An 11,437-nucleotide genomic window follows, 5' to 3' on the forward strand; every position below is an offset into this window, starting at 1 on the left:
ATGTTTATATTGACTTTCTACTAAAACAAGAAGGGCTGACCAGATGGTCAGCCCTTCTTGTTTTAGTAGAAAAATATTAACTGATATCATTCTTGTAATGACCGTTGCCTGTTCCCCCAGGCGCTTAATAAATCCAGAATAGGAATCAGTTCAATAGCTGCAGGCGTTAGCGTATATTCCACACGTACAGGTACTTCTGCATATACGTTCCTGATAATGAGCCCGTCTTCTTCCATGGATTTGAGTTGCAGGGTAAGCATACGTTCACTGATATACGAAAATTCCTTTTTGAGATCACTGTATCGGGAGGTCCCTTTTCGCAATTTATCTAATAGTAATAGCTTCCATCTCCCTCCTATGACATGGACGGCGTAAGACATATTACAGTTGATGATATATTTCTCGTTTCGGCTGTACGTTGAGTTCTCTTTTCTGGTTCCCATAACTTACTTACTTACATGATTGTTCGTACCACACAATTAGTAGTACCTATTCTAAAATTAGTATCAACGACCTACTTTTACAAAAGAATTTCTGGCCAGACATTCTGCTAAACATTACTAAAAGCAGAACGTATATGAACTTACATTTAAGCGGTAAAAAAGCGGTTGTAACCGGCGCTAGTCAAGGACTCGGACGAGCCATTACTAAAGAATTAGCCCTGGAAGGCGTGGAAGTATTGGCGGTAGCAAGGGAGGAAGCAGCGCTTCAGGAAATGAAAGAAGAGGTTATCCGGGCGGGCGGAATAGCGCCGCAGTTACTGAGCCAGGATTTCACCGCCGCCGATGGGCCGCAGAAGATTGCCGATGCTGCATTTGATCGGTTAAAACAGGTAGATATCCTGGTAAACAATGCCGGTCGTAGCCAGGCATTGGACGTAATAGGATCAGATGAAGCGTGGGAGGCCTCTCTTACACTTGACTTTACACAGCACAGAAGACTGACCCAGCTAATTTTACCACATTTCATGGAACGGAAGGAGGGCGTTATCCTGAATCTGGCCAGCACCTACGAATTGCGTTCCGTCAACGCCTCCGCTGTAGCCAAAGCCAGTCTGATCGTGTGGGCGAAACAGTTAGCCTCTCAATTAGCCCCCTATGGCATCCGGGTGAATTCTATCCAACCAGGCATTATTGACAGCGCACAGATCAGGCGGTTATTTCCAGGCGAAGAGCGCAAGAAATTCGCAGAACGGGAAATTCCAATGGGAGATTTCGGAAAACCAGAAGATATTGCCAACATGGCCACCTTCCTGGTATCCCCCAGGGCAGCATATGTCACAGGCACAGTAGCGGTAGTGGATGGAGGAATGAGAAGATATGCTTTTTAGGGAGACAGCCAGCTCTCTGTATAGTATGTGCCCTGCTGGGTACGGACAACAAAAAAGGCATTGACGTCTGGAGCGTCAATGCCTTTTTTGTAATCATTTATGAAAATATGCTTACTTGAATAATTTTGCTTTCAGCTGTGTTCTGATTCCTTCAGGAATATTTTTGAACAGGTTCAGGGTGATGCCTTGATCTTTGAAAGCTGCGTTTACTCTGGTTTCCAGGTCATTCACAGTTACTACGTAATTTTTCCAGGCAGATTTTCCGGTACCACTGGTAGTATACAGGGTATTGTCGTTAGGCATGTCAATAGCCACAATAGTAGCATTGGCATCGATACGGGAAAGATCGTTATTGCCTTTAGGAATTACCAGTACTACTTTCCATACAGAGGCAGGAACATTCACATTACCATTGTCAACAGAGGATACGCTGGTAGCGCTGGAGTTTTTACCGCCTTTACCATAAGAACCCATGATGATCCATGCTTCATATCCGGTACCTACGAGGGTATTGCGCGCATAGTCTTCCAAGCCTTCCCATGGTCCCTGGTTCAGCATTGGAGCCTGAGGAATCATGTTGGTCATGAGGAAAGTGGCATTGTTAGCTGCGGCTGTAGAGGTACGATCGCCGGAAGGGCAATTGTGTCCACGGTCGAAACCACTGTTTTTGTAGCTGTTTTCGTTTACTGCATACCAGGATAAAGGCAGGTTAGGATCTGCGTGGAAATTATCGCTTCTGCCGCTGCTACCGATATCATCAGAGGAAAGATGCCAGCTAACCCATACCGGAGTACCACGATTCTTGCTGTATGCTTCCACGAAATATTTTTGGTCCATCAGGTAGTTCTCAATCTGCACCAGGTTTCTCTGCGCATCAGTGGGATTACCCAGTAACAGATGTGTGTCATCTGTGAGAGAGGTACCGTTATCTATAGGACCATTGTCTACAGGTGGTTTATAAACGATGGTATCAGGCTTATTTTGGTTTACTGGTGGCGCTGCTTTACGGACGTCATCTTTGGTACAGGCGGCGATCACTAATATGGCGGCATAAATACCCCACAATCTGAAATTCAGTCTCATAAGTTCGACGTTGTGAATTAATCTACTTTGTTGTTAAGATACTAATAAGGAATACAGTTACTATCGACGATTTACGGAAAGGGCGCAATTTAAATAATTATTTCGTGGAATAGCCCATCATCACAAATTCTTAATCAGATGTTTACATTGCGATCTTGTCTTGACGCTAAAACCTCCAAACCTTTCCTGATTTTATTTAACTTGCCTCCAGAGTCATATGTACTTAGCAAAGTTTGTCATTTAATAATGAATCCTATACTATGAAGAAAAGTTTATTATTGTTTGTATTGACCCTGGCGGGTTTGGGGGCGTATGCGCAAGTGGATACTATAAAATGGGGGCTGGAAGATTCCCGGACAGAATGGAAGAATGATGCAGGGGCACTTCCCCATCTTTCTGGATTCTTTCAGGCTAACGCTCCTGTTAATTATCCGGATGGAGCAAAAGGTTGGTGGCATCTCCTGGATATAAGACATTCCAATGCTGTAAATCTCTTTGCAATGCAGTTTGCTGGTGGGTTCTATGATCAGAAGCTATATTTCAGAAAAACTGCCAATAGTGCTTCTACTCCGTGGTCGCAGGTGGTATTAACAAGAGATGGTAAAACCGGATTAATGACGGATAATCCAAGAGCACTATTTGATGTGGGTTTATCTTCAACAAATAACACAGATGTAATTACGAGCGTTCTGGCCCGCCTTCCAGAATGGAATGATAACGGTATTGGCAACTGCCTTGCTGTGAGGTCGGGTAATACCCAGCCTACAGATGTCAAATCCTTTTCCCTGGAGCATTATTTTGGTCAGTATCTCAATTCGTCCATTAACTTTTATAGAGGAAGTGATGCTGGGGATGGGTTTATGACTTTCGCGACTTCTGCCGGTACTGAAAGAATGCGCATTACCTATTGGGGAAATGTTGGCATCGGTACTACCACACCTCAGTCTAAACTGGCAGTTGCAGGCACTATCACCGCTCAAAAAGTAAAAGTAACCGCTACCGGCTGGCCTGATTTTGTCTTCGCAGATGATTACCAGCTGCCCTCTTTATCAGCAGTTGAACAGTATATCCGCACACATCGTCATTTACCCGAAGTACCAGCTGCTGATGAAGTAGAAAAGAATGGTCAGGACCTCGGTGAAATGAATAAGAAACTTTTACAAAAAGTAGAAGAACTTACCTTGTATGTCATTGAACTACAGAAGCAAGTCAATGCATTGCAGGAAAAAGTAAATAAATAATCTGTTGGCAGCCTGGAGAAGGCCAGGCTGCTAATTATCTTGTATCGAAAAGCTTCCCGAAAAACCAGATATGGCAACAAAATTGCATAGAAAATCAGTATCTTTTACTACCTAGATACTACGCTATATGCCAGGTTACTATGAATTAACAATAGAAGACGACCGGTTACTCCTCATTAAAAACAGACAGAGAGTCATTGTGCTGACAATTCTCTTTTCTTTGGTATCCATCTCTGCGGTTTCTTATTTCTCTCTTGCAGAATATATGGCGGGAGTGACACATCTACAAGATAACTATGTGTCGCTCATTATCTTTATATCGCTCATGTTGGGAGTTGCTGTGTATACCATCATACGCACTGTGAACGATAAGGATATTGAAATTATCCGCGAAGGCAAATCCATTTTTTATGTCAATGGGGAATTCATTCAGTTGAATCAGGAAAATGATTTCCTGGAAGTACAGAAGCAAACTAGTTCAAAAGGCATCCCCTATTTTACCATTTACCTGCATACTGAAACGCGCAGAATTGAGATCTGTAAAAGAATGAGGAAGAATGACTATGAAACAAACAGCCCTCTTATGTCTGAGTTCCTGGGCCTCCCTATAAGAATGGGTAAACCCTGGATCGCCCGTCAGGTAAGGAAATGGATGGGGCTTTCAGAATAAAGAGCTCGTGTCTCCCTATATTATCCCAATCATTAGCTGATTTTCTAAAAGTACCGTTTAGAGATTAATTAGCAGCACGCCAGATGCATATGAGCTATTACCAACTTACAATAAAGGGAAATGAGTTGCTGCTAAGCAGTAAGCGGATACTATATATTACGGTGCTGATGTTGTTGTTCCTGCCACTGACTACCCTCTTATTTTACAAAGCCATTTATAGCATCTATGTACATGAGCCAGATAAAACAAAAATTATTTGTCTGATCGGGTTCGCAATACTATATACCTTTTTAATGATCATATTGTTGCGCAGATACTTACGCGATAAGAGCATAGTTATCCTGCATCTCCGGCAAAATAAATACCTTATCAATGGTACGCCTTATGTTTTTGACACGATGAGAGATTACATCATGGTGGAAGAAAAGCATAACGAAAGAAGGAGTACGCGTTATTACCTTTCCATTATAACTAACGGTCGTAAAATCCCGCTCGCCAGAAGAATGGACTCAGAGGAATACCGTAACTATATACGGCCGATATACCAATTCTTACAGCTGACGATCAAGAGGGAAACAGGGCCATATCAATCTATTGGCATTAATGATTAATAGAGATGATATATGGAAGTCTTCACATTATTACCAAATTGTTAACTCCCCTTTTCTCACTCATCCTTCCTTTTTTGTGAAGCGTACTCTTTATGTATGCAGATCAATCGCGTCATATTAGAAAAGTATTTCCAGGGCAACTGCTCCACAGAAGAACAGTTGCTGGTAGAGAAATATCTGGAACAGACAAACACCCCTGAGCTGGATAGTCTCCTTACAGCTACCTGGGACGACGCGAACAAGCCTGTACGCAAAGTTCATCGCATGTGGTATGCTGCCGCAGCCGCTGCTGTGGCGGGAATTATCATCCTGGCAACCGCTGTGTTCCATCCGGTAGGAAAACAGTCGGCCCTGACAGATAACATGGATACCCTCTTTAACCATACCAGCCGCGTACAGATCTACAACATGCCGGATGGCTCACAGGTATGGCTAAACGCTCATAGTAAACTGGGCTACTCCACTGCCTATAATATCCATGGGCGCGACCTGTGGCTGGAAGGCGAGGCATTGTTTAAAGTGGTGACTAATGCGAAACAACCTTTTAATGTACATACCAGGCATCTGACCACTACTGTATTAGGTACTACTTTTCATATATCCACCGCCAGCCATGCCGACGGAAGTATCCAGATCAGCCTGCTGGAAGGGAAAATCGCTGTAGCAGAAAGGAACGGATATACGAAAATCCTTACACCGGGTGAAATGCTCACCAGTATGGAAGGACAACCCGCCAATACCGGCGCCTTCAACGAGAAAGAAGTGCTCGACTGGAAGAACAACAAAATCATTTTTAACAGAACCACCCTCGCTGATGTGCTGACCCGGCTACAACAGCGGGAAGGAAACAGGATTACTTTAGCTGACCAAAAACTGGCAACGAAAAGAATATCAGGCGAATTTAGCGGCGATACGCCTATCCGGGAAATACTCGCCACCCTTGCTTATGTGCATGATCTGAAATGTACCCGTGTCAATGACAGCACATACCTGATATCCGCGAAACATTAAAACTCATCATTTATTAATAGTTAAAAAGTATGCAAAAATCTTTACACAGATTTTGTACAGGCGCTGCCATGCCTGTAAAGATGCTGTCACTGTGGATGCTGACGCTCGCTGCAGGAAAGCTGCAGGCACAGTCCTACAAATCCCTGCGCGATAAAGTGTACCTGCAATTCAATAATTCCAATGCACAGGATATCGTAAAGTCATTACAGAAACAAACTCCTTATACTTTCGTTTATGATCCGGAATACCTACAGCATTGCCCTGTGGCTGCCGCTAAGTTCTCCGGGTCTCCATTACATGCCGTTCTCGAATACCTGGACTATAACAGTCCACTTGATATAGAAATGACAGGTACCTCTACTATCGCCCTCAAGAGAGGTCGTGCGGAAAGGCCAGAAAATCGTGCTCAGGGCCGCGTTACAGGGAGAGTGTCCGATTCAAAGAACGAACCGTTGCCTGGAGTGACCATCCATGCCAGCAATGGAATGGGTACTGTTTCCAATGTAGATGGCACTTTCGATCTGCCCTTGGAACCAGGAAAATATGATATCACTTTTTCTTTTATCTCCTTCGATTCCCGTAAAATAACAGACGTACAAATTAGTCCGAAAAATACCACGGCACTGAACGTTGTCCTCTATTCCAATAGTTCCAGGCTAAAAGAAGTAACAGTAACGGGAACGTATGCACGCGCCTCTGCAGAAGGACTGTATGCCATTCAAAAGAATAGCGCCGGTATCACAGACGGTATCAGTGCAGATCAGATTGGCCGTACCCCCGATAAAAACCTGGGCGAAGTCCTCAAACGCGTTAGTGGGATGTCTACCATGGAAAATAAATACGTGGTGGTACGCGGCCTCAGTGAACGCTATAACCAGGCTATCCTGAATGGCCAGATTATGCCCAGTACAGAACTCAACAGAAAGAATTTCAACTATGATATCATTCCCGCTGCACTGATCGAAAATGTGACCGTTATCAAAACGCTGACACCCGACAGAAGTGCGGAGTTCGGAGGAGGCCTGGTAGAAGTAAATACCCTCGGTATCCCAACGCAAAGCTTTTTTAATATATCCGTTGGCGGTAGTTACAATGATAAAACCACCGGTAAAGATTTCCTCACCTTGCCCCTCGAAGGAAAAGAATATCGCGGACAAATATCAGATCACCGCAAATGGTTTGGCGGTACCAACTGGAGTTCCACCACAGAGCTGGCAAACGCCAATGCTACCTGGGAAAAGGGAAAGCCGGCCTATGCCAATAACTGGATACTGACTGATCTCAAAGCGCCCGTGTCTCCCAATATCCAAATTGCGGGAGGTAAAATCATCAATCGTCACTTTGGATTTGTAGGCGCCATCGGCTACAGAACCACCTTTTCTACGCAGGATGTGATCAACGGCCGAGATGGTTTTCAACAGCAAAGCGGGACCGCTGCAAAAGACTCTATGCTATTCCATGGACAACGTTATGGATTTACCAATAATATCAATGGATTGCTGGGCGTTGGCTACAGAGATGATAAGAATAAAATCACTTACCAGGGATTATATCTCCAGGTACTGGACCAGCAACTTACCGTAGGACGCGGCCACCACGATGAATCCGGTCCTAATGCCCTGGCAATACAAGATATTGCCACACAAAGCAAAATATTACAGAATCAGCTGAAAGGGGAACATGCACTGAGCTTCGGTGGCCTCAAAGTGAAATGGATGGCCAGCTACATTGATCTGGATAAAATCCGCCCGGATAACCACTTTCTGATAGCCGACAGCTATGAAGATAAATCTGCAAAGCTCAATCAGTTCAATATCAGGGCGCCTTTCGCTACAGGCCGCGACGGTACTTTACGCTGGTGGAGCCGGGCAAAAGAAAAAAACTTCAACTGGGATCTGAATATCGCGGCTCCCTTTAATGTAGGCCCTGTTACAAATACCGCTAAAATCGGCTATGCCGGCTGGAATAAAGACAGATTGTTTTTCGTCTCCAATTCCTCTTCAAAAGGCTACAGTGGAGAGTTCTACCAACCGCTTCAGAAATTCTTTACGGATTCCAGCGTGATCACTAAACTGACGGATGGTGGAGATGACTTCAAAGCCAACGTCACCTTGCACGCGCTCTATGGGATGCTGGATAACAAGTTCGGTAAATTCAGACTGGTGTGGGGTTTAAGAGCAGAATATTACAACCTCAATGACGCGAACGCAGTGCTGCAACATGAACTGAAGTCTACCAACAATAGTAACAAAGACCTGGATATCTCTGCTGTATTAAACAGAGAACCGAACTGGCGCTTCTTCCCTTCTGCCAACCTTACTTACGGTCTCACGCCGAAAATGAATCTGCGACTGGCTTATGCGGAAAGTATCATTCGCCCTGATATCAGAGAGCTGTCTTTCTTCCGTGAATATGACTACGAGCTGGGTGGGGATTATGTGGGCGAGAACCTGATCCGCTCTACAACTATCCGTCACTATGATTTTCGGTATGAGTGGTATCCTGCTCCCGGAGATATCATCTCTGCAAGCCTTTTCATGAAAGACTTGTCATACCCCATGGAGATTTATAAGCAAGGCGTGAACAGATTATTCACCTTACAGAATAATAAATCTGCCCAGAACTATGGTGCAGAGATAGAGGTCCGTAAATCGTTTGCTTTTACCCAGGTGCCGGTTGTAAAGAATATTACGGTATATGGTAACTTCTCTTACCTGGATGCATGGGTGAAACCATTGACTACTACTATCAAACTGGACACGGTGATCCCGAACAAACTGAGTGTATACGAAACAACGGGTAAGCTGGAACATCGTCCACAGGCGGGTGCGAGCAACTATATGATGAATGCGGGCATTTACTATGATACAAAGCCATTGTCGCTGAGTCTTAGCTACAATTTCGTTGGAAACAGGATGTTCCGTCCTGCAGCGTTCTATCCGCAGTCGCTCATGGAACAGCCGCTGAATGCATTGGATGGGCAGATTATGGTGAGATTCCTGCGTGGTAAGGGAGAGTGTAAAATCAGTGTGGCCAATATTCTGAATGCTTATAGCATTGTATACGAAAATACTTACAACGATGATCCTGCCATCCAATTTGGCAAGGCGCCATCAAAACAGCAGCTGGCTTATCAGAAAGAAAAGGATTTGATTAATTATCGTTTGTCACCCGGCCGGACGTATAGCGCTACTGTTACCTATAAATTCTAGCAATAGCTAAACATAATTTACGCGTAATGTAACCCTGATCAGGTAATCGATTAAACAGAAACTCTCAAAAGACAAATCCATGAACAAGAAACCCTTATTTGTAACTGTATTATCGGCGCTGACGGTTGCCGGTATCTTCCTGGCCTCTTCCTGTAAAAAGGATCAACACGGTGGTCGTCCTGTATTGGCTGGAACCATTGCTGGCTGCGGCGATAGCACTATTCACGGCGTTATCACTTCAGATCTGTATCTGCAGGCTTGTAAAACTTATACACTGGACAGTCTGGTTTATGTATCTAACGGTGCTAAACTGACCATCCAGGCAGGAACTACTATCAAAGGCGCACTGGGTTCCGGTAAAGAAGGCGGATACCCTGGTGGTGGTCTGATCATTACCCGTGGTTCTAAAATCATTGCGGAAGGTACTGCTTCCAACCCTATCATCTTTACTTCTGCCAGCAACAATCCAAAATCTGGTGACTGGGCTGGTGTGGTTATCCTCGGTCGTGCTACTACCAACTGGCCTTCGCTTACCCGCGTAGAAGGTATCCCTGGTACTCCGCTGGCAGATGCTAACTACGGCGATCCTAACGTAAGAATCGATAACGATAACTCCGGTATCCTGAAGTATGTACGTATCGAGTACGCTGGTTATGCACTGTCTGCCAACAACGAAATCAACGGTCTGACCCTGGCTGGCGTTGGTAGCGGTACTGTACTGGATTATATCGAAGTGTACAAAGCTGCTGATGACGCTTTCGAATTCTTCGGTGGAACAGTGAACGCTTCTCACCTGGTAGCTGTAGATGCACTGGATGATATGTTCGATACAGATAACGGCTATACCGGTTCTATCACTTATGCACTGGGTCTGTCTGATACTACCCGTGCAGACCAGAGCCAGTCTAATGGTTTCGAATCTGATAACGATGCGCAAGGTTCTAACAACACTCCTATCACTCGTCCTAAGTACAACTATGTAACCATCGTAGGCGTACCTTCTGCTTCCCTGGCTTCTATTGCTAATGGTCAGCCTTCTGGTAGCGGTAAATATGGCCGTGCTGCTCACCTGAGAAGAAATACTGAGTTCGAAATTTCTAACTCTATCTTCACTGGTTTCAGATGGGGTATTTCTCTGGATTATGCACTGGGTAACACATTAGGTAAATACAATGCTGGTGTAGACGTATTCTGCAACAACTATGTAGATGGTTTCCAGATTCCTACTTCCAAAGAACTCAATTTCACCAGCTTCGCTGCTATCGCTATGACTGTAGCTTGTACCAGCAACCAAACTGCTAACTCTACAGATCCTAACGATTTCGTACAGCTGAACTCTCCATTCGTTCGCGTACCGAATGATCCGTTCAACTATCAGGCATTTGTTGCTTCTCCTGCTGCATCTGCAGGTGCATTTGCTACAGACGCAACCTGGGCTGATTCCTGGACCAGATTCTAATAGTGTTTAAAAGATTTTTCCGGAGCCATCTCTACTCAGTAGAGACGGCTCCTCTTCAAATTCTCAAATAATATGTATCTCAAGAAATTAGTTGTAATCGCCTTGCTGTCTTTATCGATAGCTGCCTGCCGCAAAGGAGAATTGCCAGATGAAAAATACTTTGGCAGCGTAAGCTACTCCGTTGCCCAGCTTCCGGGAACACCCATTATTGATGTGAAATTCAATGGGGTTTTGATAGACTCTATCACCAACGCACAAACGAAATCCACTATCATGCAGGCTGGCCTTCCTGGTAAACTCAGCTTCTATAAAGCAGGTAGCGATACACTGATTGCAGATACGGCTATTACTATCCTCCCAAATAAAACGATGGACTTCCGTATCATCTCCAGTGCTACACTGGGCGTGAACGGCATCCTGACGCCTGCTTCTGTCAGCCCCGACTCGCTGACGATCCAGATATATCTCAACCTGAGCAGCTACTACAAATATGATGTGGTAGATCTGCAACTACAGTATGTAGGGACCCCTGCCACTACACAAGTAGACGTAGCCCTCCTGAAAGGAGTAAAAAATAAACAACTCTATTCTACAGTATTACAGCTGCTCCATAAGAATAAGTCTACCAACAGGGCTTATCAATACCTGCTAACCCTTAAAGATCCGGCTACAGGGCTTACGATTCCAACTCCGAGGACTCCGTCTTATTTTCTGTTTGCAAGCCCTACTTATGCAGGAAATTATATTTCTTATGTGAGTGACAATAATGGAACCCTCAGTTCAAAACTGACTGGTTTGTAAAGTATGTTGTGATGTGTGC

The 11,437-nt window shown here is 44.5% G+C and carries 10 protein-coding genes; 8 read left to right on the plus strand and 2 right to left on the minus strand.

The features are described from left to right. Window positions 1–86: 86 nt before the first annotated feature. Window positions 87–443: a winged helix-turn-helix transcriptional regulator gene (locus CLV59_RS24860; protein WP_111594804.1), complete on the minus strand. Its 357-nt coding sequence runs from the start codon at window positions 441–443 to the stop codon at window positions 87–89. A gap of 134 nt (window positions 444–577) precedes the next feature. On the opposite strand from CLV59_RS24860, the gene CLV59_RS24865 reads away from it, so the two are divergent. Beyond that, window positions 578–1,330 carry an SDR family NAD(P)-dependent oxidoreductase gene (locus CLV59_RS24865; RefSeq protein ID WP_111594805.1) on the plus strand — a complete coding sequence of 251 codons (753 nt, stop codon included), beginning with the start codon at window positions 578–580 and terminating at the stop codon, window positions 1,328–1,330. Window positions 1,331–1,441: 111 nt separating this feature from the next. Here CLV59_RS24865 and CLV59_RS24870 read toward each other — a convergent pair whose 3' ends face one another. Next, the gene (locus tag CLV59_RS24870) at window positions 1,442–2,413 is read right to left on the minus strand and encodes a DNA/RNA non-specific endonuclease (RefSeq protein ID WP_111594806.1); all 972 of its coding nucleotides are present in this window, start codon (window positions 2,411–2,413) and stop codon (window positions 1,442–1,444) included. Window positions 2,414–2,673: 260 nt separating this feature from the next. On the opposite strand from CLV59_RS24870, the gene CLV59_RS24875 reads away from it, so the two are divergent. The 7 genes from CLV59_RS24875 (at window position 2,674) to CLV59_RS24905 (ending at window position 11,418) form a co-directional block, all read left to right on the plus strand. Further along, window positions 2,674–3,654 carry a hypothetical protein gene (locus tag CLV59_RS24875; protein ID WP_111594807.1) on the plus strand — a complete coding sequence of 327 codons (981 nt, stop codon included), beginning with the start codon at window positions 2,674–2,676 and terminating at the stop codon, window positions 3,652–3,654. Between the two features lie 127 nt (window positions 3,655–3,781). Further along, window positions 3,782–4,324 carry a hypothetical protein gene (locus CLV59_RS24880; RefSeq protein WP_111594808.1) on the plus strand — a complete coding sequence of 181 codons (543 nt, stop codon included), beginning with the start codon at window positions 3,782–3,784 and terminating at the stop codon, window positions 4,322–4,324. 89 nt (window positions 4,325–4,413) lie between these two features. After that, window positions 4,414–4,935, plus strand: a complete 522-nt coding sequence (locus tag CLV59_RS24885) for a hypothetical protein (protein ID WP_146616311.1) — start codon at window positions 4,414–4,416, stop codon at window positions 4,933–4,935. Window positions 4,936–5,031: 96 nt separating this feature from the next. Next, a complete protein-coding gene (locus CLV59_RS24890; RefSeq protein WP_111594810.1) occupies window positions 5,032–5,946 on the plus strand; it encodes a FecR family protein in 915 nt (304 codons plus the stop codon). 29 nt (window positions 5,947–5,975) lie between these two features. Then, window positions 5,976–9,158: a TonB-dependent receptor domain-containing protein gene (locus CLV59_RS24895; protein WP_111594811.1), complete on the plus strand. Its 3,183-nt coding sequence runs from the start codon at window positions 5,976–5,978 to the stop codon at window positions 9,156–9,158. Between the two features lie 79 nt (window positions 9,159–9,237). After that, complete coding sequence (locus CLV59_RS24900; RefSeq protein ID WP_111594812.1) at window positions 9,238–10,617, plus strand: glycoside hydrolase family 18 protein; 1,380 nt, start codon at window positions 9,238–9,240, stop codon at window positions 10,615–10,617. 72 nt (window positions 10,618–10,689) lie between these two features. Beyond that, the gene (locus CLV59_RS24905) at window positions 10,690–11,418 is read left to right on the plus strand and encodes a hypothetical protein (protein ID WP_111594813.1); all 729 of its coding nucleotides are present in this window, start codon (window positions 10,690–10,692) and stop codon (window positions 11,416–11,418) included. Window positions 11,419–11,437: the final 19 nt, after the last annotated feature.

The organism is Chitinophaga dinghuensis, from assembly GCF_003259435.1.
Lineage (GTDB): Bacteria > Bacteroidota > Bacteroidia > Chitinophagales > Chitinophagaceae > Chitinophaga > Chitinophaga dinghuensis.

Bases quoted from the DNA above. Each gene is read 5' to 3' on its own strand.
- CLV59_RS24870 (WP_111594806.1), bottom strand. From the start codon at position 2,413: ATGAGACTGAATTTCAGATTGTGGGGTATTTATGCCGCCATATTAGTG.
- CLV59_RS24880 (WP_111594808.1), top strand. From the start codon at position 3,782: ATGCCAGGTTACTATGAATTAACAATAGAAGACGACCGGTTACTCCTC.
- CLV59_RS24865 (WP_111594805.1), top strand. From the start codon at position 578: ATGAACTTACATTTAAGCGGTAAAAAAGCGGTTGTAACCGGCGCTAGT.
- CLV59_RS24895 (WP_111594811.1), top strand. From the start codon at position 5,976: ATGCAAAAATCTTTACACAGATTTTGTACAGGCGCTGCCATGCCTGTA.
- CLV59_RS24860 (WP_111594804.1), bottom strand. From the start codon at position 443: ATGGGAACCAGAAAAGAGAACTCAACGTACAGCCGAAACGAGAAATAT.
- CLV59_RS24885 (WP_146616311.1), top strand. From the start codon at position 4,414: ATGAGCTATTACCAACTTACAATAAAGGGAAATGAGTTGCTGCTAAGC.
- CLV59_RS24905 (WP_111594813.1), top strand. From the start codon at position 10,690: ATGTATCTCAAGAAATTAGTTGTAATCGCCTTGCTGTCTTTATCGATA.
- CLV59_RS24875 (WP_111594807.1), top strand. From the start codon at position 2,674: ATGAAGAAAAGTTTATTATTGTTTGTATTGACCCTGGCGGGTTTGGGG.
- CLV59_RS24900 (WP_111594812.1), top strand. From the start codon at position 9,238: ATGAACAAGAAACCCTTATTTGTAACTGTATTATCGGCGCTGACGGTT.
- CLV59_RS24890 (WP_111594810.1), top strand. From the start codon at position 5,032: ATGCAGATCAATCGCGTCATATTAGAAAAGTATTTCCAGGGCAACTGC.